The organism is Atopomonas sediminilitoris, from assembly GCF_022601735.1.
In the GTDB taxonomy this organism is placed as follows: Bacteria; Pseudomonadota; Gammaproteobacteria; order Pseudomonadales; family Pseudomonadaceae; genus Atopomonas; species Atopomonas sediminilitoris.
In genome coordinates, this window is record NZ_JAKUMM010000003.1 from 61,355 (window position 1) to 86,049 (window position 24,695).

Here is a 24,695-nt window from a genome sequence, read left to right on the forward strand (position 1 = left end):
ACTGGGCAATATCGTCAATCCACAGCCGGTTTTAGCCATGCTACAAAAGCTCAAAACAACATGAGGCAAGTGCAATGGCCAAGATTATTCCGCAACTGATCGCTGGCAGTTGGCGCGACTGCGCCCAGCATGACGTGATCGAAGTGCTCGACCCAGCGACCCAGCAAGTGCTGTGTTTAGCCCCCCGCGCCACGGCGGAAGACATCGAAGACGCCATCGCCAGCGCCAAAGCCGCGCAAGAAAGCTGGCGTGAAGTACCGGTTTCCGACCGTGCGCGCTTGATGCTGCGTTACCAACACTTGCTCAAAGAACACCACGACGAAATCGCCGAGATTCTCGCCGCCGAAACCGGCAAGAACTTTGCGGATGCCAAAGGCGATGTCTGGCGCGGCATTGAAGTGGTCGAACAAGCCTGCAATATCGGCAGCTTGATGATGGGTGAAACGGTCGAAAACGTCGCCCGCGAGATTGATACCGCCAGCTGGATTCAGCCCCTTGGCGTATGCGCCGGCATCACCCCGTTTAACTTTCCGGCGATGATCCCGCTGTGGATGTTTCCGCTGGCCATCGCCTGCGGCAACAGCTTTGTGCTCAAACCTTCCGAACAAGACCCGATGACGGTTAACCGTCTGGCCGAGTTATTTATCGAGGCCGGCGCGCCAGCCGGCTTGTTGCAGGTGCTGCACGGCGCGCGCGAGCCGGTCGATGCGCTGCTGACCCACCCGGACATTCGCGCGATTTCTTTTGTTGGCTCGGTACCGGTGGGGCAACACGTGTATCGCACCGGCACCCAGCATTTAAAGCGTGTACAGGCCTTCGCCGGGGCAAAAAACCACATGGTGATCATGCCCGACGCGCCGAAAGATCAGGTCCTCAGCAACTTAGTTGGCGCCAGCTGCGGCGCGGCCGGGCAGCGCTGCATGGCCATCAGCGTGGCTGTATTTGTCGGCGAATCAAAGCAGTGGATCCCAGAACTAGCCGAGCAAATGCAAAGCATCCAACCCGGCTACTGGAATGACCCCGCGGCCGCCTTTGGCCCCGTCATCAACCCGCAGGCCAAGCAACGTGTGCTGCGCCTGATTGCTGAAGGCAAAGCCGAAGGTGCCGAGTGCTTGCTCGACGGCAGTGACTGCACGGTGGCCGGCTACCCTGACGGCAACTGGGTCGGCCCGACGTTATTTCGCGGCGTGACCACCAAGATGAGCCTGTACCGCGAAGAAATCTTCGGCCCAGTGCTGGTGTGCATGGAGGTCGACACCCTCGACGACGCCATTGCGCTGGTTAACAACAGCCCCTACGGCAACGGCACCAGCATCTTCACCCGCTCCGGCGGCGCCGCGCGCCACTATCAACACGCCGTTGAAGTCGGCCAAGTGGGGATCAACGTACCGATTCCGGTGCCACTACCGTTCTTCTCGTTTACCGGCTGGAAAGGCAGCTTCTACGGCGACCTGCACGCCTACGGCAAACAGGCGATTCGCTTTTATACCGAAACCAAAACCGTGACCACGCGCTGGTTTGATGATGCCCCCGTCAGCGGGCCCAACATGACCATTCAACTGAAATGATCGCCACGGCATTGCGCTAAACCCCGCAGGGCTGGCGGTAGCCGCACGCCGAATCGCACACCCGCTGATTCGGCGTCAGCGCCAACCGCCCTTGCGCCGCACTGCCCGCCTTTGAAGAGTGAGCACAGCATGGATTTTGAACTCAGCGAAGAACAACGTTTATTAGTCGACAGCGCCCGCCGCTTTGCCGCCGAGGCACTCACGCCCTTTACCGCCGACTGGGACCGCGACAGCCACTTTCCGGTGGATGTCATCAAGCGCGCCGCCGAGCAAGGCTATCTGGCGCTGTATATCCCAGAAGACGATGGCGGCTTGGGCCTGTCGCGCCTGTCCACCAGCTTGATCTTTGAGCAGCTGGCCGCCGGTTGCGTGGCCACCACCGCGTTTATCACCATCCACAACATGGCCAGCTGGATGCTCGCCAGCTTTGCCGATGCGGCGTTAAAAAACGCCTGGCTACCGCGCTTAGTCAGCGGTGAGCTGCTGGCCTCGTACTGCTTAACCGAGCCCGATGCTGGCTCCGATGCGGCCAACTTGCGCACCCGCGCCACACGCGAGGGCGACGAATACGTGCTCAACGGCAGCAAGTGCTTTATCTCAGGCGCCGGCAGCACCGATGTGCTGATCGTGATGGCGCGCACCGGCGACCACGGCGCTAAAGGCGTGTCCTGCTTCTTGGTGCCAGCAGACACCGCCGGCATCGAATACGGCCGCAATGAGCTGAAGATGGGCTGGAAAGCCCAGCCGACGCGCACCATCACCTTCGACAACGTACGCATTCCCGCCGGCCAGCGGATCGGACCAGAAGGCCAAGGCTTTACCTACGCCATGAAAGGCCTCGACGGTGGCCGCCTGAATATCGCCAGTTGCTCGCTAGGGGCGGCACAAGCAGCGCTGGAGCAAAGCCTGCGCTACGTCGAAGAACGTCAGCAGTTCGGTAAAACCTTGGCCAGCTTCCAAGCGCTGCAATTTAAGCTCGCCGACATGCTCACCGACCTGACCGCCAGCCGGCAGATGGTGCGCTTAGGCGCTGACAAGCTCGATCGCAGCCATCCTGAAGCCAGCTTGTTCTGCGCCATGGCCAAGCGCTTGGCCACCGACCGTTGCTTTAACGTGTGCAATGAGGCCCTGCAGGTGCATGGCGGCTATGGTTATCTCAATGACTACCCACTGGAGCGCTGGGTACGCGATAGCCGCGTGCATCAGATTCTGGAAGGCACCAACGAAATCATGCGCGTGATCATCGCGCGGCGTCTGCTCGAGCAAGGCGGCATGCTCGACGGCCTGCTGTAACCCAAGGAGAACCCTATGAGCACAGCCTTAGAACCCTACAAAAGCGGCCCGTTTGATCTCACCCACAAACTGATGCTGGAAAAGTGCGGCCACACCGCGCTGATCACCATCAACAATCCAGCAGCCAATACTTGGGATCGCGATTCGCTGATCGGCTTAAAAATGATCGTCGAGCACCTAAACCGCGACGACGACATTTACGCCTTGGTGATCACCGGCCAAGGCGAGAAGTTTTTCTCCGCCGGCGCCGACCTAAAACTGTTTGCCGATGGCGACAAAGCCCGCGCCCGTGAAATGGCCCGCCGCTTTGGCGAGGCCTTTGAGGCCCTGCGCGACTTTCGCGGGGTATCGATTGCCGCCATCAACGGCTACGCCATGGGCGGCGGCCTAGAGTGCGCGTTGGCCTGCGACATTCGCATTGCCGAACGCCACGCCCAGCTCGCCCTGCCAGAAGCCACAGTGGGTCTGCTGCCCTGCGCCGGCGGCACCCAACATTTGAGCTGGCTGGTCGGCGAAGGCTGGGCTAAGCGCATGATTTTGTGCGGTGAACGTGTCGACGCCAACACCGCCGCGCGCATTGGCTTAGTCGAAGAAGTGGTCGACAGCGGCGAAGGCAAGCACCGCGCCTTGCTCTTGGCCAGCAAAGTGGCGCTGCAAAGCCCCGTGGCCGTGCGCACCATCAAGCCGCTGATCCAAGGTGCCCGCGAGCGTGCGCCCAACACCTGGCTGCCCGAAGAGCGCGAGCGTTTTGTCGATCTGTTTGATGCCGACGACACCCGCGAAGGCGTCAATGCATTCTTAGACAAGCGCCCCGCGCAATGGCGCAATCAATAAGAGGTGGCTATGCACGTACAGTTTGAAGAGCGCCCAAGCCTGCACGGCTTTAGCATCGGCATTGCCACACTCAACAGCGAAAAAAGCCTTAACGCGCTGTCGCTGCCAATGATCGAAGCGCTGGCCAAGCAACTGAATGCCTGGGCGGACGCCGCGCATATCAGCGCCGTGGTCTTACGCGGTGCGGGTAGCAAAGCCTTTTGCGCTGGCGGCGATGTAGTCGATCTGGTCAAAGCATGCCACCAACACCCCGGCGAAGCGCCACCGCTGGCCGAGCGCTTCTTCGCCGACGAATATCGCCTCGACCACGCCATCCACACCTACCCCAAGCCCTTTATTTGCTGGGCACACGGTTATGTGATGGGCGGCGGCATGGGCTTGATGCAAGGCGCCGGCGTGCGCATCGTCACCCCCAGCACGCGTTTGGCCATGCCAGAAATCAGCATTGGCTTATTTCCGGATGTGGGCGGCAGTTGGTTCTTAACCCGCCTGCCCGGCCAATTGGGGCTGTTCTTGGCCTTGACCGCCGCGCACGTCAACGCCAGCGATGCACTCGGTTTGGGCTTGGCCGATCGTTTCTTGCTGGATGAACAACAAGAAGCCTTGCTCGCCGGCTTAGTGCAAATCAATTGGCAAGAACGCAGCCAAGAGCAATTACTGAGCCTGCTGCAAGCGTTGGAACACGAAGCACAAGCCCAGCGCCCAGACCCGCAATGGCTGCCACGACAAGCGCAGATCAACCAATGGTTGGATGTCGCCGACGCCAGCGCGGCGTGGCAAGCCATCAGCGACCTGCACGACCACAGTGACGCCCTGCTGGCACGCGCCAGCAAAACCCTGCGCGGCGGCTGCCCGCTTACGGCGGCGCTGGTGTGGGAGCAAATCCGCCGCGCACGGCATTTATCACTCGGCGGGGTGTTTCGCATGGAATACGCCATGGCGCTCAACTGTTGCCGTCATCCCGAATTTGCCGAAGGGGTACGCGCCCGCTTGATCGACAAAGATCAGCAACCGGCATGGCATTGGCCCAACATCGCCGACATTCCACAGGCGGTGATTGAGGCGCACTTTGCTGCCGCTTGGCAGGGAACGCATCCCTTGCATGACCTAACGCCGTAACCCGTGAGCGTTGCCTCACTCACCGCCCTGCATTGAGACAAGGACCCAACATGACCAGCATTGCATTTATCGGCCTCGGCAACATGGGCCTGCCCATGGCACTCAACCTGCTCAAAGCCGGCCATACGGTGCGCGGCTTTGACTTAGTCGCCACCAGCTTGCAGCAACTCAGCGCCGCCGGCGGCCTCGCCGCCGGCGGCCTCGCCGCCAACAGCGCCGCCGAAGCTATACAAGGCGCCGAAGTCGTGATTTCGATGCTGCCGGCCAGCCAGCATGTTGAAGGCTTGTATTTGGGCGATGGCGGCCTGCTCAGCCAACTGCCAGCCAATACCTTGGTACTGGAATGCTCGACCATCGCCCCCGACAGCGCACGCAAAGTGCACAGCGCGGCCCACGAGCGCGGCATTACGATGCTCGACGCACCGGTCTCCGGCGGCACCGCAGGCGCGGCGGGCGGCACCTTGACCTTTATGGTCGGCGGCAGTGTCGAAGCGCTCAAACAAGCGCGACCGATTCTTGAGTGCATGGGTAAAAACATTTACCACGCCGGCCCCGACGGCGCAGGGCAAGTGGCCAAGGTGTGCAACAACCAATTGCTGGCCGTGCACATGCTCGGCACCGCCGAAGCACTGGCCTTAGGCGTGGCCAATGGGCTGGATGCTGGCGTGCTGAGTGAAATCATGCGCCAGAGCTCGGGCGGCAATTGGAGCCTAGAAAAATACAATCCTTGGCCCGGCGTGATGGACAACGTACCCGCCAGCAAAGGCTACAGCGGTGGCTTTATGGCCGAGCTTATGAGCAAAGACTTAGGCCTTGCCCAGCAAGCCGCACAAAGCGTCGCGGCCAGCACGCCGATGGGCAGCTTGGCCTTAGCGCTGTATCGCCAGCTGCTGCTGCAAGGCAAGGGCAAGCTGGATTTCTCGGCGGTGCAGCAGTTGTTTACGCGCCCTTAATCTTGTTCAACAGCGCGCAATTGCCCACACTGCCAACAGCAACTAAGGAGTGTGGGCATGCCGCTGGTGTACTGGGCCAATAGCAAACGTTTTACCCTGCTGTTTTTAAACTGTGTGGTGATGACCAGCCTGTTGCTGTTCCCGCACAAGATCCCCTACCTCAACATGACGGCACTGACCTTGTTCAGCCTCAGCGCCCTACATGCCCTGCACAACCGCAAGCTGTACTTGTGGCTACTGCTGCCGCTGTTACTGAGTAACTACCTGTTTAACTTGCTGCACTTAGACGAATCACTCGAACTGATCAAAGCGCTATTACTGCTGGGCGTGTTTAGCGCCTTAACCGGCGGCCTGTTTGTGCACATGGTGCGTTTTCGTCCGGTCAGCGCTGACTTACTGTTTGGCTTGATTGCGGTTTATTTGATGATCGCCATGGGCTTTGCCATGGGACACGCCATTGTGCAGGCGCTCGACCAAGACGCTTACTTGATCAGCAGCCAACCGGATACCCTGCCGCATCTGCACGACATGATGTATTTCTCGCTAGTCACACTCACCACCGTCGGTTACGGCGACCTGCTGCCGATGACCCCATGGGCGCGCTTATTGGCCAGTGCCGAAGGGGTTATTGGGGTGATGTTTATTGCGCTAGGTGTGGCACGCGGCATCAACATGCTCAGCGAGCCCAATCCGCCCGGCCATGGCATGCCCTAACCTGTTGATCAGCTAAGAAAAAACCACTTAATTGCGCCTGCTGGCTTCATTTGCCGGCAGGCATCTGGTTAAATGGCTGCGCCTTGAATGGTGGCAATCACCGCACAAGGCCATCGCGTTATACGCGGGTGTAGTTCAATGGCAGAACTGCAGCTTCCCAAGCTGCTAGCGTGGGTTCGATTCCCATCACCCGCTCCATCCCCCTCAAGCACCTATCTCCTTTCAGTCTCAGCACATAGCCTTTGTACTGCGTCATCGCTTGCCTGCCGCTTAAACCTGACGCCGCCACTGATCAGCCATTTTTTGATACCAATCATGTTGTTACGCGGCAAAACGCGCAGACTAGCGAAGAACTTAGTAGGAGCCTGCCATGCAGATTCTCGACAAACGCAGCGCCATGGCCATTCCGCCTCTTTTGCGCTTGGGTTTTCGCCCATTCTTTTTGGGCGGTGCCGTATTGGCACTACTGGCTATCCCCGTGTGGCTGATTGCCTTGAGCGGCGGCTTTAGCCAAGCGCCTCTGGGCGGCTGGCTGGCGTGGCACCGCCATGAATTATTGTTTGGCTTTGCGGGGGCCATCATTGCCGGCTTTTTACTCACCGCGGTACAAAGCTGGACCGGTCAACCGGGGCTTAGCGGTCGCCCACTCGCCGCGCTCGCGCTGCTGTGGCTGTTAGGCCGCTTGAGCTGGTTTGCCGAGGCCGGCTGGTTGCTGTGGTTAAGTAACGTGCTGTTTCTTGTCGCCGTGGCCGTGGTGATGGGCCGCACTCTGTATAAGGTTAAACAAACCCGCAACTACCCCATCGTGCTGGTTTTAGGGCTGTTGGCTTTGGTCGACGGGGTCACCCTGAACGCCGTGCTCAATCACGCCGAGCCAGTTCAACGCCAAGGCGTACTCGGCGGACTGTGGCTGGTGGTCGCCATGATGACGTTGATCGGCGGCCGGGTTATCCCCTTCTTTACCCAGCGCGGCCTTGGTCGCTTGCAGCAAGTACCGGCACAGCCCAAGCTCGATGGCGCCTTGCTGGGTGGCAGCATTGCCATGGCCTTGCTGCATGTCAGCGGCCTCGCACTCAGCGCCAGCGTTTGGATGGCTGCCTTGTTTATCGCCTTAGGCGCGGGCCACGCTTGCCGTTTTTATCGCTGGCTAGATAAAGACGTGGTCAAGGTGCCATTGCTGTGGTCGCTGCATGCGTCTTACCTGTGGCTAATCATCGCCTGCGTAGGCTTTGCGCTGTGGCATTTAGGCGTGATTGATACCTTTAGCCAAGCGACCCATGCACTGGCCATCGGCGCGATGGCGGGCATGATTTTGGCCATGCTGGCGCGCGTCAGCTTGGGCCATACCGGTCGCCCGCTGCAGCCCCCTGCGGCGATGAATCTGGCGTTCATGTTGCTCAACGCCGCCGCGCTGAGTCGCGTACTGCTGACGCTCGTCGTCTACCAAGACGGTTTATGGCTGGCTGGCTTGTGCTGGGCCAGCGCCTTCGGTCTGTTTTTGTGGCATTACGCGCCAATGCTCTGCCAAACCCGTGTGGACGGCCATCCGGGCTAACTCTGATAAGCTCTGGCGCACCATCGTATTGAGGTGCGCCAGTGACAGCGCCACAGCCCAATCCTAACCCGTTGTTTTGCGCAGACTGGCGCTGGCAGTGGCCGACTGAACTAGCGCACACCGGCATCGCCTTGCAGGCCTGTCGCTTTAGCCCCACGGACTTAGCCCCAGCGTTAGCAGCAGATTCGTCTGCTAACCAAGCGCATCGCCTCCCCCTTCCACTCACGCTGCCAGCACACCTAACAAACGCAGCCATTAAGCGCCAATGCGAGTACTTGGCCGGGCGCTGGTGCGTGTTGCAAGCGCAGAAAAAACTAAAGTTTGCTGAGCAAGTACCCAGCATCGGCGCTGACCGTGCGCCGCAGTGGCCGGCCGGGCAAATCGGCAGCATCAGCCACAGCCACAGCCAAGCCGTTGCTATCGTCGCAGACAGCCTTCACTGGCAAGGGATCGGGGTCGATATCGAAGTGTGCTTAAGTGCCGCGCGAGCACAGCGTTTAGCCGGTGAGATCCTGACCGATGAAGAGTTAAGCGCTTGGCAAGCCCTGCCGCAAAGCGCGCAAGCGGCGCATGTCACGCTGGCATTTTGCTTAAAAGAGGCGCTGTTTAAGACGCTCTACCCACTCACTCAAACGCGTTTTTATTTCCACGACGCCCACGTCGTGCTCAGCGCCGAGGCCACTAGTTCCAAGGGCCAAGCCCAGCTGACCCTCAACCGTGAGCTAAGCCCAGCATGGCCAATAGGCAGCCGTGTGACCGCGCACTGGCAATGGCAGACAAACAGCGTGCTCGGGCTCATCGCCCTAGCTCATACAGAAACAAGCTAACGATCTGAGCCATTGTGGGACAATGCCCACCACTGTTGATCATCGAATTGCCCAGCCTCGCCCATGCCAAACACCCAGCGCCCCACTTCAAAGCCTCGCCAGGCCAAACCCAGCAGCAAGCCCGCTAAGCAGCCAAAGCCCAGCACGGAGTCTTCGGCCAAAGCCAATCTGTTGCACCCGCGTAACCGTCATCAAGGGCGCTACGATTTTGTCGCGCTACTGCAAAGCTGCCCCGAGCTTGAGCCGTTTGTCATTCTCAATCCCTACGGTAAGCAAAGCCTCGACTTTGCCAACCCGGCAGCGGTGCGCGTGTTCAACCGCGCGTTACTCAAGCAACTCTACGGCATCGCGCACTGGGATATTCCCGAAGGTTACCTGTGCCCGCCCGTACCCGGCCGTGCCGACTATGTGCACGGTTTGGCCGATTTGCTCGCCTTAGAAAACCAGCAAACGATACCGCGCGGCTTGCCCATCAAGGTGTTAGACATTGGCACCGGCGCCAACTGCATTTACCCACTGCTCGGGCACAGTGATTACGGCTGGCACTTTGTCGGCTCCGATATCGACCCCGTGGCGCTGGCCTCGGCCCAGCAGATCATCAACGCCAATGCAGGCTTTAACCAAGCCATCGAATTGCGCCAACAACAGCAGCGCGGGAAAATTTTCAGCGAGCTACTGCAGCCCGATGATTACTTTGACCTCACCTTGTGCAACCCGCCGTTTCACGCCAGTGCCGACGAGGCCGCCAGCGGCAGTCGGCGCAAATGGCAAAACCTCGGCCAACGCGACCCCAAGCGCAAACTGCCGGCACTGAACTTCGGCGGACAAAGCAACGAGCTCTGGTGCACCGGCGGCGAGGCTTCATTTCTTAAGCGCATGCTGCGAGAAAGCGCTGACTGCGCCACGCAAGTGCTGTGGTTCAGCAGTTTGGTCTCCAAAAGCGGCAACCTGCCGGCGGTGTACAAGCAACTCGAACAATTGGGCGCCCACAAGGTGATCACCACCGACATGGCGCAAGGCCAAAAACAAAGCCGCTTTGTCGCGTGGAGCTTCCACAACGACGCGCAGCGACAACAGTGGCGCGAGCAGCGCTGGCAGTCATAAAACGCCACAACCGAACGCCAAGACACGCGCGCACTCAAGCGCTAAGCGCTGGATAATCTGAATCAGCGCCGCTAGAATTGCGCACTTTTTGATCAACGACGCCCATTCAAAGCGTCTGATGAGGTTTGTTTGATGTCCGCAACCACCCCTAAAGTTGGCTTTGTCAGCCTCGGCTGCCCTAACAATCCTCAAAATATACAAAATACTGCAGCAGCATCCTCTAGTTAGACCGTATTAACTAGGATCTAGAAGTAACAATCCAAGCACGCCGCTTTTACTTTTCTCTCAGTACGAAAAAGGCAACCCAAAACCCCATTCACCTAAGCTATTTGGCTCACTCGATAAGGTCCTAGGGAATTAGCCAGAATCTGCGCCGTATTTGAGCAACCAACAGAATCCAACACTAGAGTGACGGCACGTAGTCGTGGTATGACTCTTTCTGCCCCATAGTATGGAGATCAGGGATGTCGAATCTGGCTAACGGAAAGGTTTACGTAGACGACTTCGAAAAGTGGCTGAGCGAGCGAGGTCGTTGGTTACAGACAGCAGCAAAGAGGCTCATCGAACAGAAGCGGCCGCCGAATGAGGAGGAGCTTGCCGAGCTAGTGCTCCTCTGCAAGCTAGAGGCTGCTAAGCAGCAGGATCTCAGATTCGCTAGCGTAGCTCCAGGATCATTCTCTGCTGCGACCATAAGGCCGGTCGTTAGAGTTGAAGAGGTTAGCCAAGTCTTTGGTGTCAATGCGATTAAGCCGGGCGCGTCTCTTCAGTTCGGAGCGGGTAGCTTGACCGTGATTTACGGCCAAAATGGCTCAGGGAAGAGTGGTTATGCCCGGTTGCTTAAGCAACTATGCGGATCGCGTTCAAAGGATGAAATTCGTCCAAACGTCTTCAGCGATGAGCAGCACGCATGTAGTGCGCAATGCCGAATCACTGTCGATGGTATTCCCCGAGATATTAACTGGCAGCCTAATACCGAACCTCATCCTCAGCTTAAGCAGGCGCAGGTATTTGACTCAAAGGCTGCGTCTCAATATATGGGGAAAACAGAGTCGAGCTATGAGCCCAGCAGCATGCGGTTCATCACTCTACTCATTCAGATTTCGGACAAGGTTTCTGCAGAGCTGACATCTGAGAAGGAAAAGCTTGTCAGCTCTCTTCCACAGTTTCCTGTGGATTTGGAAAATACTGCGGAAAAAAGCTGGCTGACTTCTTTGAAGGCTTCGGTATCCGCGGAGAAAATTGAAGCGTATTGCCAATTCCCTAAAGAGCTAGACGAAGAGCGAATCAAGGCTGAAGGCTTGCTGGCGGAAAAGGATATTACGGGCAGACTTGTTGCCATTGGAAAAGACAAAGTTGCAACCGAAAGCATCAAGCAGGCGATGCGCACTCTGAAAGAGGGCCTATCGGACGAGAAAGCTGCTGCGCTATTCAAGTCGAAGAATGATGCAGAGGTAGCCAGGAAGGCAGCCAATGACGTCGCGCAAAAGGCCTTCGCCAATGCACCTCTTCAAGGGGTCGGTGAGGCTGCCTGGATGCTGATGTGGGAGCAGGCGCGCAACTATTCAGTTGCTAATGCTTACCACGGCCACGAGTTCCCAGTGACAGCGGATGGCGCGCATTGCGTGCTATGCCAACAGGTGCTTACGGCAGATGCCGCATCACGGCTCAAGAGTTTCGAATCATTCGTCACTGCCGGCCTCGAGACTGCGGCAAAAACGGCAGAAAGCGCTAATGCAGCTCTTGTAGCGAAGATAGTCCAGTTGCCGTCCATTGAAGATTGGATCACGAGGTTGACTCAGCTGCAGTTCGACGAACCGGTTGCTCGTAGCTGGCATGAGGCGCTGAAAAGCAGGCGTGCTCAGTTTGTTGAATGTGCTGCTGCAGCCGACCTATTGAAATTCGACTGGGAAGCTATTGATAACGCCTTGGAAAAGCGCGCCGTCGACCTGCTTGCAGAGGAGGTCAGCCTCACCCAGCTGCAGCAAGATGGGAGGCGACAAGAGCTCGAAACTCGGGTTAAGCAGCTCAAGGCGTTACAATGGTTATCCGAGAACAAGCCAGCCATCCTTGCGGAGCGTCAGCGGCTGGCCTCAGTGGAGCTGCTGGATAAAGCTGCACGGTTGACCGCAACCAATGCTCTGACGACCAAACGCAATGAGCTTGCAAAGACTGAACTTGATGCTGGCTACCAGGCTCGCTTTGTTGCGGAATTGAAAGCACTTGGTGGTAGTCGGTTGCCGGTGGCCCCACAAAGCAAGGCTCAAGGAAAGGGTGTAATCACGTTTGGACTCACCCTTGTCGGGGCTAGGGGAAATCACTCGCCTGAGGTCGTACTTAGCGAGGGTGAATTGCGAATCGTCGCGTTAGCCGCATTTCTGGCAGATACCACCGGTTCTAACCAGCTAGCTCCTTTCATCTTCGATGACCCGATTTCCTCCTTAGATCAGGATTTCGAAGAGCGGGTTGTGGCTAGGCTAATTGAGCTGGCGAAGACCAGGCAGGTCATTATCTTCACGCACCGCCTGTCGCTGATTGCATTGGTCGAATCTGCGCTCAAAAAGCATGCGGAGAAGCCGGATAACCCGAAGATCAACAACACAGTGCTATCTCTTCGGCGGCTGAATAAAATTGCGGGGATTTTGGCGCAGCACAACTTGCGGGATGCCAAGCCCGACAAAGCTATCAATGCAATTAGAGATCAGGTCGTTCCGCAGCTTAAGAAGCTTCAGGCGCAAGCCGATGCGGATGGATATGACCTTGCAGTGAAGAGTGCCTGTAGCGATTTTCGGATCATTCTTGAGCGAACGGTCGAGTTCATCCTCCTGCATGATGTCGTTGCCCGATTCAGAAGGGACGTCATGACCAAAGGGAAGTTGAGAGGGGTCGCTAAGGTTACGACTGCCGACTGTGACTACATTGACCGGTTGATGACCACATACTCGGTGTATGAACACTCGCAGGCAGACGAACTGCCTCAAGTTCCAGTTGAGCTCGACGTTTTCGAGCAGGATGTATTGGAGCTTGTATCGTGGATGGATGAGTTCAAGGGGCGCATTGTGTAGGGAATTTGCAAATAGGTGCGCTGTGCCTATAGTGACGGCTCACATACTGTTATGGCGAGATCAAGTTATGAACCGCTCGGTAGCCGAGGCGATTGCCCTGCTCTAGCCCTTATCTTCCGCTCGCAACTTTTCCGCTTACCATCGAGACAATCCCTAGCAGCAAGATGCTTAGGGACTGGTCCAGACGGGCACAACACAGCCAGTGAGCACTCGCACACTCAGTGCTATGCAATTAGTTTATAAGCTCTTAATAGGTCTAAAAACCCCAAGCGGCCAGAGACTGGCGGCTTGGGGCTCGTCCCACCCCATACCCTCTAGGATGATGGCGTTTCGGCTAATCAGTTCCCCTTTCGCCTAGCCTGCAAAGGCCGCAATCAACCTTCCAAAAACGACCTGAATCGCGCCGTGGAAGCGGATGGCTTTTCACGGGGCTAACCCCTAAAGGTATACAGATCAACGCGGATATGCCGCCGTAAGGGCTTAAGGTGCCCTTGTTCCGTTTGGGGTTTGATCAAACTACCAGACAGCTGGGTACTCAACAACACCGCCCACTGAGAATCCATGATTCATCAATGCCTGCCGTAGCAAAAACGGCAACGAAAGACCTACGAGAGGGCTTTCGCTATTTAATTCTGTAGAGAGCTTATCTAAAAAGCTAATGAGTTCAGCACTACTTTTCTGATCTAATATTTCGGCAGACCAAAGTGCATCCTGGTCGCTCTCCAAAGCATACTGTGATGGGGGTTCAAGCTCTAATCTTCTCTGAATTACAACCCTGAATTTATCCACCCCCTGGTGGTGGACAATTAGCTTCATGGTTGGTGATTTTTTTTTCGACTTCCCAGCAAAATCACTCAACTTAAACATAACCTCGGAAAGAATGATTTTTCCTTCTACCCGAAAGAATGTCTTTGCCTGCGTGGTCAAGTCGAACGACCAATACATACGAAATGTATTTCTTCGTAACTTATGGCCATAGACCTCAAGCAGAGGCATTAACTGCGCTTCAGTCGCGTACTTGCCCCCCTTGCTCCAAGCACTGACGATAGATTGTTGAACTCGACATTTTTCTGCAATTTCTCTCTGTGTCCAGCCGTCATTTAGGGCTAGACGAATCAACTGTCGCGTCAGCTTGAAAGGCTTTTTCTTAGCATTTTTCCCTGTGTTTGTATCAGACTGATGTTCCATGTCTCTCCTGCTCAGATAATAAGGGGAGCAAAGCTCCCCTAACACGTTAAGACTTTTTCCCCTGATTCATTGGGTGCTCAGGGTTCTTTTGCCAGCCAGTATGGCCGTGGTTTTTATCCCAGGTCTTGTTGGTGCCATTGGTGCCAGAGTTACGATTGTGGGCGTTTGCCTTGTCATTGCTCTGTTTGGTCATGTTGATGCTCCTTACCTCTGTGAGTAGAGAGCTCAATCTATCAGTTGGAAAAAACACCACCACTGATCGTTTAGTGATGAACCGTGATAATTAGTGATATTTCAACATCGTAGGGTTTTGCGCAAGCCAAAACCCGCTCTTGATACAGGCCAGAGGTGAGGCAATTACGCAGTATTGGCTGTCATGCGTAGGCTTTTCGCTAGCTCTCCCTGCCGGTGGGCCATCGGGGCATTTTCATTGCTACAAACAATCCAAATAGGGCTCCCTGTCAGCTTGACTAGCTAGGCGATCAGGGATGGCTTTGATGGCCCCATCGTTCTGGCCGGGCATAGCTTGTGCCTTAAAGCCCTGCAAACAGCCCGCCCAGCTCAGCGGGCTGCCAGTTCATGATCACCAGTTCGCCCGTCACTTCGGCAGTGCCTTGGCGCTGGTTAGTGTTGCTGTAGCGGATATCAATGCGTTGCATATGAAAGCCGTCAAACGCTGCCCGGATGTCGGGATGGTCATTGATGCTGACCATCACTTTGCCTTTGCAGCGGCGCATGAAGTCAGCCATGCGGGTGTACTCAGCAAACGGAAAATCAACGCCGTAGCCTTCGGTCTGCCAGTACGGTGGGTCCATGTACAAAAAGGTATGTGGCCGGTCGTAGCGTTCGGCACATTCCAGCCATGGCAGGTTTTCGACATACACGCCGGCAAGGCGCTGCCAAGCGGCTGAGAGGTTTTCTTCGATGCGCATAATGTTAGGCGCCGGCCCCGTGGTAGCGGTACCAAAGTTTTGCCCCGACACTTTGCCGCCAAAGGCGTGGTGCTGCAGGTAGAAGAAACGCGCGGCGCGCTGGATATCGGTGAGGGTTTCGGGGCGGGTGATTTTCTGCCACTCAAACAACTGGCGACTGGAAAGCGCCCATTTAAATTGCCGCACCAACTCTTCGACATGGTTCTGCACCACGCGGTAGAGGCTGACCAAATCGCCGTTGATGTCATTAAGCACTTCAACGGGCGCGGGCTGCGGGCGCAGAAAGAACAGCGCAGCGCCACCGGCAAAAACCTCGACGTAGCATTCGTGCGGTGGGAATAGCGGAATTAATCGATCGGCAAGACGGCGCTTGCCGCCCATCCAAGGGATGATCGGTGATGTCATAATTGCAAGCCTTGTACTGGATGGATAAACAGCTATAGGATTACCCCGCTTCGTGCACGAGGTAAGGGCCTTGGCTGGGCTTGCAGGTATGGTCTGCGAGTTCGGCGTGGTCAGTGGTGTTGCTGCACCGCTGGCCTCGCCCTTTTAGTCGGTGTTTTGCGATACGCCCCTGCCTATCGGTCGGGGCGTTTTTGTTGCTGGGTGGCGGCGGCGTACTGCTCACACGTCCGCCCTGCTATTCCGCGTCGGTCAGCTTCTGCCGCCATTGCTCTACCTTCTTGCTCCAGTTCTGCAAGCAGGTCGGCGAGCACAGTGGCTTGGTCTGGCCCTGTCGGGCTTCCAGTGGTAGCGCTGGCACAGCTGGCGGCTCGATGCTTGGCGGTGTCGAGTGCTGCGCGCAGGCCGTTAGCAGCAGCGCCAGCGGTAGCAGCATCAGTTTGACTTTGATCGATATGGCGTTGCGCATCACGGCGTATGCCCTCCACGGCGGTTTGACGGCGTTGTTCTTCACTGCGGGCTTGAGCCTGCGCGCTGGCGTATTGTTCGGCGTGGGTCAGCTCAAGCGCGGATAGCTTGGCCTGCCAGCGCCAGCCATTGACCAGCCAGCCGGCAGCAAAGGCCAAGGCCAGCACAACGGCCACGGCGATTAGGCGGCTTTGGGTGGGCATACGGCCTCCAGCGCTTGCGCATAAAGAGCATCCCATGTGCCGCGATGCGGTTTGCCGGGGCGCCATGTGCGCAGGTACAAGTCCCACGCGCCCCACACATCACCCAAAGCAGGCAGGCGTAACGGGTCGGCATACAGCAGTAGGCGCGCCATGCAGGCCGCCAGCACATCGTCATACTCGATGGCGTTGTGTACGCTGAGCGGGTCTGGTTCTACGCGGCAAACGCCAACGCACTGTTTGGCAATGTCGCCCACCACGCTGTGCTTAAGCACTGCGCGCACGCCGTTAAGCTCAAACTGCCAAAACGACTTGGCCGGCCCGCCAATCTGGCGGCGGTGGATAAAGCGCGACTCTTGCAAGCCTATGGCGAGCAGCATCACTTCGGCCTGCGGGCTTTCCATACGCGAAGGCAATAACGCGAGCGCAGGGCTTAGTGCCTGCGCCCGTATGTCGGGCAGGGTCATGGGGATTCCTAGAGAGTTATTTAAGTAGTACGGCGGCGCGGGCTGACTTTATGTAGAACACCACGGTATTGCTGTTGGCGGCCGTGCGGAAAAACCGTGCGCCGGGCGCGATGTAGGTTGCGCTGTAAATAAAGCCCAGATCGACCACGGTGGTCATCAGTATGTCGTCAATGTAGATATTGGCCGTCCACGGGCCTGACGTACCGGCACGGGTTAGGCTGATGCGTATTTTCTTTTTCTGGTTGGCGGTGATGCCGCCGGTTAAATCCACATAGGTGGGCACACCTGCTTCGCTGCGGTAGACGAACCGAAACTGTCCCGCGTTCTCGTTATCGGCCAGCGTTACGGCAAAGCCGCCGCCGTTATCGCCGGGCTTAATTGTTTTAGAAGCGGTCAAACCGCCCCCCATAGCTACGTAGTAAGGGTTGCTCGTGTCTGGGCTGGCGTTGCACTTAATGATGTACTCGTACTCAACCTGTGCCACGTTGCTTAGGGCGAACTTAATAAAGTCATTCTCGGCGGCGTAGCTGCCTTCCAAAATAGAGCCCCCTGCCACAGCGGCAAAACTGGCCGCGTTCGCGCCGGGGATGAAGCCGTAAGCCGTGGCCGTCGCCGCGCTGTAACTCACCACAGAGCCACCATCGGAATACCCTGTTGAACAAGTACGTGCGGGCGTGTAATTACCGAACGACGCCTGCGACACCGCAATGCCCACGTCTTTGAAGCGGTTTACATCCTCGGGCGTGACGGCGATTTCATGGGCAAAAAACTTTTGTAAGAAATTGGCTTTTGTAATGCCCTCGCCGCTGCCCCCACCACCACTCGCCGCCGCACTGATCACCGGCGCATTAGGGTTACTGCGGTCGATGATGATGTTGGCACCGGCGGTTAGCGTGGCCTCTTTACCAGCTATCTGAGCCTGTAGCTTGCCCAGCGCAGTCAACACGCTGTCAGCGGCAGTGATTGCGGCATTGGTGGCCGTGCTTAGGCCGGCCAGCACGGTGTCGCGCACCCGCGCTGCCGTGTGATAAAGGTTGCTCGCGCCTTCGTTTAGGCTGTCGGTGTCCGCGTTAGCCGTCGCCCCTGTTGCCACGCTTGCGAGTTTGTTTTTTTCGCTGTCGGTGTAGTCGTTACTGCTTAGCCCCTTGCCTGACTCGGTTGGCTGCCTTGCGGCGAGAGCACTTTGCAGGTCAGCCTGATTCGATAGCATGCCGCCGATCTGCCCCCAGTCTGTGCTGCTGGCTTGTTCATGCCGGCTTAGCGCTGCGGCGGTGAGGCGCATTTCTAATGCGGCGCCGGTTGCCCATGCGCTGACGGTGGTGCCTTCTTGGCCGCGCTCAATGGTGAGAGTTGCGCCCGACACGGCGGTGATCTTGACCACCTCCAGCGTGCCGCCCTGCTCTAGCGTGGCCACGTAATAATCGGCGCCGCTTAGGCTTAGCTTGGCGGCGTCGGCGCTGTTGATCGGCACCGAAACGTCAGCCGCACTAATGCCGGCGGTCAGCACGGACTGCCAGTTGTTTAGATATTTCTGCATGGGGTTTCCTCGGACTAGGCCCAGCCAACAAGGGTTGCGGACGGCCCCGCCAGCTCATCGGTGACGGGGTTGAAGCTGTAATAAAGTGGCTGCGGCCCAAAAAGCTGCTCTTTTGCCGTGGTTGGTGGCTGCCCTTGATAGACCGAAGGCGCTAAGGCGATAGGGTTTTGCGCTGGTGTGGCCGCGCCTTTGCGGACATAGGCGACCCCCTCCCAATCGCCCCAACCACTAATGGTCGAACTCAGCAGTACCACGTTATTGCCGGCGTGGTAGTAGGTCAGCCAGTTGTACGGTTGGAGCAACATTTGCTCAGGTTTTAGCGGGGTCTGCGTGGGTACTTCGGCCTCACTCCGCCCCCTTGCACCCGGACTAGTGCTCGACGTCGAGTACAGGTTGTCGAGGTTATCGGTGACGGTCTGGGTTGAATAACCATTTGCTGGCTGTATGTACGAACGCCTCTGGGATTTGTAAATTGACGCCACCGCCTCGCCGCGCACTCGTAGCGTGGCGGTGTAGCTATCCTCATACCAAGATTCATTAGCGAGATTGTCTACAAAATGGGTCATCCGCTTATCGACAAGGTCGAGCGTGCACCGTACTAGCGTGTCTGTGCGGTCAAACCACAGCCCCAGCACACGCCCCGTCAGCGTGTTTTTATCATCGCCAAAGCCTGTTGCATCCTTGTCGGGCATTTGCGGTGTGGTGACTATGCCTTTATCGAACACCACGCTACCAAGCTGCTCGGCGCGGGTGACTTCCACGGTGAGGGTGATTACAAACGGCTGGCTTATGCCGCCGGTGACGGTGGCGCGCAAGAACCCAATCGGCAGCTCACGCACGCTTGACATAGGGGAGCCTTCGACAATGTGCAGCATCACGATGGCTTGCCGCCCGTCACTGCTGACGGACTGCACATCGCGCGCGCCCAAGTAATACAGCCCCGATATGGCCGGCGTGCTTTGCCCTTCGTCCGCTGGCCAGTCAATCGTCACGCTGCGCTCGTCGGCCGGTGCGCCCATCTCGCCAAAGCGGCTCGCGCTGGCGGTGCGTAGGCGCGGGTTAAAGCGCACTATCCAGCGAGAACCATCAGGCGCGCAGTAAATCCAGCCGCCAAGCTCTTTCTGGTACGTCTGGAAATTGCGCCCACATAAGACAACCTCGGCGCGCCATTCCATGCCCTGCACTTGGTCTGCTGTCAGCTCTTCGGGCGTGCGATTGATCGGCGCGACGTTGGGCACTTTTAAGCGGTGCGTCAGGTGCGGCATGGTCGGCAAGGGGTAAGGCTTTTGCGCGCCGTTGGGCAGTTCTAGCTTTACGCTACCGTCGCTGGCTTGTTGGATTTTGCCGTGGAACGGGTCACCCCAGATCGCCACCTTTTCAAGCGGTAGCCCTTGCGGGTCAAGCAGTGGGCGGCTGAGCATAGATCATTTCCACTTCGGCGTTGTCGGCATCGCGCAGGGTGACTTTCTTCACCGGCTTAATTGCGAAGGTAAACAGCCCGTCGCTGCTGGTGAGCGTTTGCTCTGGCCAGTGGGTGCGCGCGGCGGCGCTTGTTTCGGTCAGTGGGCTGGATATGCCCCCACCACCGCTGGCCGGCGCTTTGTACTCAGCCACGCGGCGCTGGCCTTTAAGCTGGCCACGGCGCGCTAACTCGGCAAGCTGCCCACTGCTACGGCGGCGGCTTTCTAGGCTGTTAAGGTCGGCAACAAAACGCTGGTCGGTCATACCGTCACCTCTAGCCGGTCATTGGCGGCGCTCACCGCATAAGCGGATGACACCGGCACATCAAATTGATCGCGGTGCGCTTCGGCAAAGTCGGGCGTTGTCACAGCAAAGCGGCGCGGATGCTCGTTCGCTACCACGCTGCTGTAGTTGCCGGCGAAGCCATCCAGCGCTTCGTCATACACGGGGCTTGTAGCCTTGCCACCCAGCTGGGTTGGCAAGATGATCGACGGCGCCGGTGGCGTGCCGGGGGTTGGCTCTGGCTTGGCCGGCGGGGTTAGCGCGTCTGCCGTGCCGGTGGCGCCTTGGCTAACGGCAAGTGACACGATTGTCGTGGCTTCGCCGGTATCAATGTTCCAGCGCCACTGGAGGCGCCGGATTTTGCTGGTAACTTTTACGCCGGCCGCATCCAGCTCAAGGGAGTCGGTTAGATCGAAAGAGCGCGCGGTGGTTGGCAGCGAAAAGCTCACCTCACTCAGGCGATGGCTTTTGATGATGGCCGTGCGCGCTGCATGCAGTGCTGTTTCCACCAAGGCGGTGCGCTGTGCGCTGCTGTCTTTATCGCTCACCCAATCGCCAAGGGCATCTTGCACGGTGCCTGTTGGGCGTGCCTGGTTATCGGCATCTTCAAACGTGCGCGCCTCAAACTCGGTTTCGCCGCTGTAGCGCTCGCGCCGTAGCAGCTCGCCGTATTGGCTCACACTGCCTTCGGCGGTGACGGTGAGTTGGTATTGCTCGGCAATCGGCTGAGCTGCTCGGTTGCTCACCACGCCGGTAAAACTCAGCAGCAGCGGGTCGGCGGTGAAGTTGTTAATCCACGGTATGCCATCGGCGCATGGGTTGGGGTGCGTGGGCGGCAGTTCGGTTTTTTGCAGGCTTAAGAAGCGCCAGCCGGCATTGCTGAGCACATCCTCCACCATGCTGAGGGTGGGCAGCTCGGTGCTGTCTAGGCGCCACACGCAAAACGAGCCTGCGGGGTGCTCCCACTGAATAGTGTACTCACGGTGGCGCAGGCGCGAATAGCGATACTCGGCGTCAATCACCACCTTGTTGATCAGCTCGCCCATGCTGGCAAGGCGCACGCCCATGCTGCCATCGAGCACGTCCTCAACCCGCCAGCGCGGGGCGGTTGCGGCCCATGGCACCAAGCGCAGATTGCCGGCAGTGTCTAGCTCTAGGCTGGCCGGCACGCTTTGCAGGCGATCTTGGGCGTAGTCCCAGTGCGATTCGATTTTGCCGTAAACGTCTTCTGACCAGTAGCCACCAATGCGGCTATCCAGCGTGGCGATATCTTGCGCTTCGCAGTGCTGCTGCAGGTTGTCGCTGCCGGTGATCTGAATCAGGCCGCTTTGGCGGTTGAATACCGGCTCAGCCACAGCGCCACGAAACGGCAGCGCCTCGGCACCGTCTTGCAGGTGGTAAATCAGCAGCGACTTGCCCAGCAGGCTGGCCGCATTCACAGGGCCGGCTTCGGGCAATAGCGAGATCTGGCACACGCGGGCAGAGCCTTCATCGGCGTCAGCACTCACTTCACCCGTGATGCGATGCGTTACGTCTTGCCCGTCAAGCAACACGCTCAAGCCCCAGCTATAACCGCTCGGCACGTAAATCAGCTCCGCGCCACCCAGCGGCGCAGTAGCGTTGATGCTCTGCGCGTTGATTAAGCCTTGGTTGATCATACTTCTTGCCCGGTGATCTGCCAGGTATAGGTGCCTGTGGTGGCGTCTAAGTCTTCTGGAATGTCATCGAGCAACACACTCAGGCGCGGCAGCCAGTACACGGCGTATTGGGTGGCGTCTGGGCGCTGGGTAATGGTGACCACGCGGCCCGCCGTAACACTGGCCACTGGCACCCACTCGCCGCGCACATAAGCCAACACCCACGGCGCCACATCGGGGCGCACGTCAGTGGTGACGGTCACCGTCAGGGCTGTGGTTAAAATCGAGCGCGGCTGAAAGCACCACACATCCACCGGCACGCCGGTATCCAGACCCGCCAAGCCAGCCGGCATCCAGCCGCTACCGCTGATGCTTATGGACAACTTGCGATAATGAGTCTGCTTGATAGCCCGACCTGAGTGCATGCGGAGCGTGGTGCTGCCACCCACAGTCTCATATCGCTGCGAATCGATGCCGGTATGAATAGGCAGCTCGATGCCGTTGATGATTAGCGGGGTCATCGCGGTCTCCCGGATTTAATGGCTTGAATGCGGAACTGCTTTTGCAGCGCGTCCAGCGAATCGCTAGGCATGCTGCCTTGGTACTGGCCGAGGCTGCCAAGGTCGAGAATGACCGGCTGGCCGGTTGGGCCTGCCGGCGTTGCCGCTGGCAACGACGGCAAGGCCACGCTCATACGGTTGGGCGTCACTAGCCCGCCCATGGCATAGCCCTTGCCCGATAGCACATCGCGCAGGGTGTTACGGAAACCGTTACGGCGAATGCGCTCTAAAAAGCTCAGCGCTCCCGGCTCGCGCACCACCTCTTTGGGCTGTACGTGCTCATCGGCATGCACAAAGCCTGCGAACTGGTACTTGCTGCCGGGGCCGGTGTAGCCGCCGCTGTAAAACTCTGGCGTTGTTGCACTGCTGTTGGTCGGCGCTGCGTTGGTCGCTGCCACCGTTGGCCGCACCGGCACCACAAGCTCTTTGGCTAAGGCAGCGGCCAATTGTTTGGCGCTGGCAATGGCCGCAGCAGCAGCGTCGTCATCCATCTGCACGCTGATCTTGGCTTTTTCAATGCTCGCTAGCTGCTGCTTGATCTGCTCAATCTGCGTGCTGAGGTCGTTTTTCTTTTGTTCGGCGGTGTCGGCGTTTTGCTTATCGGCAGCCTTTTCGATGCTGGCCAACTCTTGAATGATGCCGGTAAACCCGTAAGTGCTCTGCCCTGCTTCGGCCAATGCTTGCAAGGTGCTCAGTGCCTCTTGGGCCTTTGCTTTGGCGGTGTCGATATCGCCGTTTTGCAATGCCTGCCGTGCACCGGCTTTTAGCGCAGTGGCTTGGCTGAAACTGGCCTCACCTTGCGGGCCGGCTTTGAGCTTGATCAGCGCATCTTTGTAGCGCTTCTCGGTATCGAGCTGCGCTTGCTTGGCGTTGTCCAGATCGCGCTGGGCATCCTGCTCCGCCTTGACCAAGTTTTTAAGCTCGGCTTTGGCGCTTTCGGCTAGGTCTTTATTGAGGGTTTTCATTTCCCCCACCCAAGCTCGCTGGTCGGCCAGCATGGCTTGCTGCACGCTGCGGGCATTGGTCTGCAAGTTGCGCAGGGTGGCATCAAACCCCGCTGTGACCTGATCGCTGCCGCCGTTGATGCTCTTCGCCCAATTATTCAGCACAAAGCCTGCAAAGCCCGAGATGCCCGAATCGCGCGCGGCGCGGCCGGCTTTTAGCTTTAACTCGCTAAAAATACGGTCGAAGCCAGCGCCAATCTCTGGCGCAAAGCCGCTCATCTCTTCACGCAACTTGGGCAGCTGCTGCTGCAGGGCCTGCACAATGCTTTCGCTGGTGAGCTGACCGTCGGTGGCCATCTGCCGCAACTCGCCTACCGTCACCCCGAGCGAGTCTGCCAACGCACCGGCAAGGCGGTCTGACTGCTCGATGACCGAGTTGAACTCATCGCCGCGCAGGGTGCCGCTGGCCATACCTTGGGCGAACTGGCGCACCGCGCCATCGGCTTCTGCGGCGCTTGCGCCACCAATCTTGAGCGATAAGGCAACGGCCTCAACGGTGTTTAGGGTTTCTTGCTGGCCAAAGCCCACGTCATTCAGCGGGCGATTCAGCTTGCCGTACAGCTCAGCCAGTGCCGTGATATCGCCTTGGGTAGCATCGGCGATGCGGTCCAGCTCTGACTGAGCGATGTTGAATTCTTCTTGGCTTTTGGTGGCCAGCCGCAAGCGCGCATCCAGCCGCCCCACGGCATCGGCACCGCCGGCGACCTGCGTTGCACCAACACCCAGCGCCGCAACACCCGCGCCCACCGCACCGGCGCGACCTAGCCCCGCCACACCAAAACCGCCGCCGTTGCCGCCAGCCGCCGCTGCGCCTTTCATTTCACGGCGCAGTTCAGCGATACGTTGCTTTAACGTGCCCGCTGCCACGGACAGCTCTTGGCTGCTTAAGCCACCAGTGGTGCGCAGCAGTTCATACTGCTTACGCAGGGCGGCTATTTCTAACTTGGCAGCGCGCATGCGCCCCACGCCTAAGTTGTCTTTGGCGCTCGCTAGCGCAAAAGCCCGTTGCTGCTGCGCCGCTTTGGCCAGCTCGGCGTTGCGCTGTTTGATGCCGCGCACCGCCTCATCACGCCTGCCGGCCGTGGCCACGCCTTCTAGCTCGGTTTTTAGGCGGGCTTGTTCGCGAGCAAGGTTGCGGGTATCGACACCCGCACCGGTGAGCTCACCACGCAGGCGGCCCAGATCACGCACTTGCTGCGACTCTAAGCGCTGCAGGCGTGCGAGTTCTTGACTGAGTTCCTTATAGCGCGCCTTCATGGCGGCGGTCGGCTGCTCCACCCGCAGTAAGGCCCCCTGCAGATCGCGCAGCTCGGCCTTTACCTTAACCACTGCCGTGCCGGTTTGCGTCAGGCCCTGCTCCAGCGCTTGGTAGCTGCCGATGTTGCGGATGGGCTGGCTGAGGTCTTTGATCAGCCCTCGGTACTCTTCCCGCAGGCCGGCCACGTTTTTGGTGGCGCTGTCGGTGTTGGCCTTAACCTGAAACTCAACGTCTTTCATGGGTCACGCCTTTAGTGCTCGCAAAAACAAG

At 58.3% G+C, this 24,695-nt stretch carries 22 protein-coding genes and 1 tRNA gene; 11 read left to right on the forward strand and 12 right to left on the reverse strand.

The window, feature by feature from the left end; all coding sequences use genetic code 11:
* Positions 1-74: 74 nt before the first annotated feature.
* The 9 genes from MKI83_RS04920 (at position 75) to MKI83_RS04960 (ending at position 8,863) form a co-directional block, all read left to right on the forward strand.
* A complete protein-coding gene (locus tag MKI83_RS04920) occupies positions 75-1,568 on the forward strand; it encodes a CoA-acylating methylmalonate-semialdehyde dehydrogenase (protein WP_241583765.1) in 1,494 nt (497 codons plus the stop codon).
* A 129-nt stretch (positions 1,569-1,697) separates the two neighbouring features.
* A complete protein-coding gene (locus MKI83_RS04925; RefSeq protein WP_241583766.1) occupies positions 1,698-2,861 on the forward strand; it encodes an acyl-CoA dehydrogenase family protein in 1,164 nt (387 codons plus the stop codon).
* Between the two features lie 15 nt (positions 2,862-2,876).
* Positions 2,877-3,695, forward strand: coding sequence for an enoyl-CoA hydratase (locus MKI83_RS04930; protein WP_241583767.1), 819 nt, complete (start codon positions 2,877-2,879; stop codon positions 3,693-3,695).
* A gap of 9 nt (positions 3,696-3,704) precedes the next feature.
* The gene (gene dspII / locus MKI83_RS04935; RefSeq protein ID WP_241583768.1) at positions 3,705-4,814 is read left to right on the forward strand and encodes an enoyl-CoA hydratase/isomerase DspII; all 1,110 of its coding nucleotides are present in this window, start codon (positions 3,705-3,707) and stop codon (positions 4,812-4,814) included.
* Between the two features lie 50 nt (positions 4,815-4,864).
* Entirely contained in the window at positions 4,865-5,767 is a 903-nt protein-coding gene (gene mmsB, locus MKI83_RS04940; RefSeq protein WP_241583769.1) for a 3-hydroxyisobutyrate dehydrogenase, read from the forward strand.
* A gap of 57 nt (positions 5,768-5,824) precedes the next feature.
* Complete coding sequence (locus MKI83_RS04945; RefSeq protein ID WP_241583770.1) at positions 5,825-6,481, forward strand: potassium channel family protein; 657 nt, start codon at positions 5,825-5,827, stop codon at positions 6,479-6,481.
* A 124-nt stretch (positions 6,482-6,605) separates the two neighbouring features.
* Positions 6,606-6,679: transfer RNA gene (locus tag MKI83_RS04950), tRNA-Gly, on the forward strand.
* A gap of 172 nt (positions 6,680-6,851) precedes the next feature.
* A complete protein-coding gene (locus tag MKI83_RS04955; protein ID WP_241583771.1) occupies positions 6,852-8,036 on the forward strand; it encodes an NnrS family protein in 1,185 nt (394 codons plus the stop codon).
* A gap of 41 nt (positions 8,037-8,077) precedes the next feature.
* A complete protein-coding gene (locus tag MKI83_RS04960) occupies positions 8,078-8,863 on the forward strand; it encodes a 4'-phosphopantetheinyl transferase family protein (protein WP_241583772.1) in 786 nt (261 codons plus the stop codon).
* On the opposite strand, the gene MKI83_RS04965 is transcribed toward MKI83_RS04960, so the two are convergent.
* Positions 8,860-9,024, reverse strand: coding sequence for a hypothetical protein (locus tag MKI83_RS04965; protein WP_241583773.1), 165 nt, complete (start codon positions 9,022-9,024; stop codon positions 8,860-8,862). The two genes, MKI83_RS04960 and MKI83_RS04965, sit on opposite strands and share 4 nt — an antisense overlap.
* Before the next feature lie 10 nt (positions 9,025-9,034).
* Between MKI83_RS04965 and rlmF the strand changes: the two genes are divergently transcribed.
* Together rlmF and MKI83_RS04975 are read left to right on the forward strand one after the other, a co-directional pair.
* Positions 9,035-9,967, forward strand: coding sequence for a 23S rRNA (adenine(1618)-N(6))-methyltransferase RlmF (rlmF, locus tag MKI83_RS04970; RefSeq protein ID WP_241583774.1), 933 nt, complete (start codon positions 9,035-9,037; stop codon positions 9,965-9,967).
* A gap of 464 nt (positions 9,968-10,431) precedes the next feature.
* Positions 10,432-13,029: an AAA family ATPase gene (locus MKI83_RS04975; RefSeq protein WP_241583775.1), complete on the forward strand. Its 2,598-nt coding sequence runs from the start codon at positions 10,432-10,434 to the stop codon at positions 13,027-13,029.
* A gap of 516 nt (positions 13,030-13,545) precedes the next feature.
* On the opposite strand, the gene MKI83_RS04980 is transcribed toward MKI83_RS04975, so the two are convergent.
* The 11 genes from MKI83_RS04980 to MKI83_RS05030 all read right to left on the reverse strand — a co-directional run bounded on the left by MKI83_RS04980 (position 13,546) and on the right by MKI83_RS05030 (position 24,664).
* On the reverse strand, positions 13,546-14,217 hold the full coding sequence (locus tag MKI83_RS04980; protein ID WP_241583776.1) for a helix-turn-helix domain-containing protein: 672 nt from the start codon (positions 14,215-14,217) through the stop codon (positions 13,546-13,548).
* A 46-nt stretch (positions 14,218-14,263) separates the two neighbouring features.
* A complete protein-coding gene (locus tag MKI83_RS04985; protein WP_241583777.1) occupies positions 14,264-14,410 on the reverse strand; it encodes a hypothetical protein in 147 nt (48 codons plus the stop codon).
* A gap of 340 nt (positions 14,411-14,750) precedes the next feature.
* Positions 14,751-15,554 carry a DNA adenine methylase gene (locus MKI83_RS04990; protein WP_241583779.1) on the reverse strand — a complete coding sequence of 268 codons (804 nt, stop codon included), beginning with the start codon at positions 15,552-15,554 and terminating at the stop codon, positions 14,751-14,753.
* Positions 15,555-15,727: 173 nt separating this feature from the next.
* Entirely contained in the window at positions 15,728-16,222 is a 495-nt protein-coding gene (locus MKI83_RS04995) for a DUF2514 family protein (RefSeq protein WP_241583781.1), read from the reverse strand.
* Positions 16,201-16,686, reverse strand: coding sequence for a hypothetical protein (locus MKI83_RS05000; protein WP_241583783.1), 486 nt, complete (start codon positions 16,684-16,686; stop codon positions 16,201-16,203). Before MKI83_RS05000 ends, MKI83_RS04995 begins: the two co-directional genes overlap by 22 nt.
* A gap of 16 nt (positions 16,687-16,702) precedes the next feature.
* Positions 16,703-18,223 (reverse strand): hypothetical protein, encoded by a 1,521-nt coding sequence (locus MKI83_RS05005; RefSeq protein WP_241583785.1) that lies wholly within the window; start codon positions 18,221-18,223, stop codon positions 16,703-16,705.
* A gap of 14 nt (positions 18,224-18,237) precedes the next feature.
* Entirely contained in the window at positions 18,238-19,644 is a 1,407-nt protein-coding gene (locus tag MKI83_RS05010) for a hypothetical protein (RefSeq protein WP_241583787.1), read from the reverse strand.
* Positions 19,622-19,948: a hypothetical protein gene (locus tag MKI83_RS05015; protein ID WP_241583789.1), complete on the reverse strand. Its 327-nt coding sequence runs from the start codon at positions 19,946-19,948 to the stop codon at positions 19,622-19,624. Before MKI83_RS05015 ends, MKI83_RS05010 begins: the two co-directional genes overlap by 23 nt.
* Entirely contained in the window at positions 19,945-21,624 is a 1,680-nt protein-coding gene (locus MKI83_RS05020) for a hypothetical protein (protein WP_241583790.1), read from the reverse strand. The genes MKI83_RS05015 and MKI83_RS05020 overlap by 4 nt, the downstream gene beginning before the upstream one ends.
* The gene (locus tag MKI83_RS05025; protein WP_241583791.1) at positions 21,621-22,124 is read right to left on the reverse strand and encodes a hypothetical protein; all 504 of its coding nucleotides are present in this window, start codon (positions 22,122-22,124) and stop codon (positions 21,621-21,623) included. Before MKI83_RS05025 ends, MKI83_RS05020 begins: the two co-directional genes overlap by 4 nt.
* Complete coding sequence (locus MKI83_RS05030; RefSeq protein ID WP_241583792.1) at positions 22,121-24,664, reverse strand: tape measure protein; 2,544 nt, start codon at positions 24,662-24,664, stop codon at positions 22,121-22,123. The genes MKI83_RS05025 and MKI83_RS05030 overlap by 4 nt, the downstream gene beginning before the upstream one ends.
* Positions 24,665-24,695: the final 31 nt, after the last annotated feature.

What these genes read in the sequence shown, in the direction of transcription:
- MKI83_RS04920 (WP_241583765.1), top strand. Translation starts at nt 75, where the DNA reads ATGGCCAAGATTATTCCGCAACTGATCGCTGGCAGTTGGCGCGACTGC.
- mmsB (WP_241583769.1), top strand. Translation starts at nt 4,865, where the DNA reads ATGACCAGCATTGCATTTATCGGCCTCGGCAACATGGGCCTGCCCATG.
- MKI83_RS05000 (WP_241583783.1), bottom strand. Translation starts at nt 16,686, where the DNA reads ATGACCCTGCCCGACATACGGGCGCAGGCACTAAGCCCTGCGCTCGCG.
- MKI83_RS05015 (WP_241583789.1), bottom strand. Translation starts at nt 19,948, where the DNA reads ATGACCGACCAGCGTTTTGTTGCCGACCTTAACAGCCTAGAAAGCCGC.
- MKI83_RS04995 (WP_241583781.1), bottom strand. Translation starts at nt 16,222, where the DNA reads ATGCCCACCCAAAGCCGCCTAATCGCCGTGGCCGTTGTGCTGGCCTTG.
- MKI83_RS04990 (WP_241583779.1), bottom strand. Translation starts at nt 15,554, where the DNA reads ATGACATCACCGATCATCCCTTGGATGGGCGGCAAGCGCCGTCTTGCC.
- MKI83_RS04955 (WP_241583771.1), top strand. Translation starts at nt 6,852, where the DNA reads ATGCAGATTCTCGACAAACGCAGCGCCATGGCCATTCCGCCTCTTTTG.
- MKI83_RS04930 (WP_241583767.1), top strand. Translation starts at nt 2,877, where the DNA reads ATGAGCACAGCCTTAGAACCCTACAAAAGCGGCCCGTTTGATCTCACC.
- MKI83_RS05010 (WP_241583787.1), bottom strand. Translation starts at nt 19,644, where the DNA reads ATGCTCAGCCGCCCACTGCTTGACCCGCAAGGGCTACCGCTTGAAAAG.
- MKI83_RS05005 (WP_241583785.1), bottom strand. Translation starts at nt 18,223, where the DNA reads ATGCAGAAATATCTAAACAACTGGCAGTCCGTGCTGACCGCCGGCATT.
- MKI83_RS04985 (WP_241583777.1), bottom strand. Translation starts at nt 14,410, where the DNA reads ATGACCAAACAGAGCAATGACAAGGCAAACGCCCACAATCGTAACTCT.
- MKI83_RS04980 (WP_241583776.1), bottom strand. Translation starts at nt 14,217, where the DNA reads ATGGAACATCAGTCTGATACAAACACAGGGAAAAATGCTAAGAAAAAG.
- dspII (WP_241583768.1), top strand. Translation starts at nt 3,705, where the DNA reads ATGCACGTACAGTTTGAAGAGCGCCCAAGCCTGCACGGCTTTAGCATC.
- MKI83_RS04975 (WP_241583775.1), top strand. Translation starts at nt 10,432, where the DNA reads ATGTCGAATCTGGCTAACGGAAAGGTTTACGTAGACGACTTCGAAAAG.
- MKI83_RS05030 (WP_241583792.1), bottom strand. Translation starts at nt 24,664, where the DNA reads ATGAAAGACGTTGAGTTTCAGGTTAAGGCCAACACCGACAGCGCCACC.
- MKI83_RS05025 (WP_241583791.1), bottom strand. Translation starts at nt 22,124, where the DNA reads ATGACCCCGCTAATCATCAACGGCATCGAGCTGCCTATTCATACCGGC.
- MKI83_RS04945 (WP_241583770.1), top strand. Translation starts at nt 5,825, where the DNA reads ATGCCGCTGGTGTACTGGGCCAATAGCAAACGTTTTACCCTGCTGTTT.
- MKI83_RS05020 (WP_241583790.1), bottom strand. Translation starts at nt 21,624, where the DNA reads ATGATCAACCAAGGCTTAATCAACGCGCAGAGCATCAACGCTACTGCG.
- MKI83_RS04925 (WP_241583766.1), top strand. Translation starts at nt 1,698, where the DNA reads ATGGATTTTGAACTCAGCGAAGAACAACGTTTATTAGTCGACAGCGCC.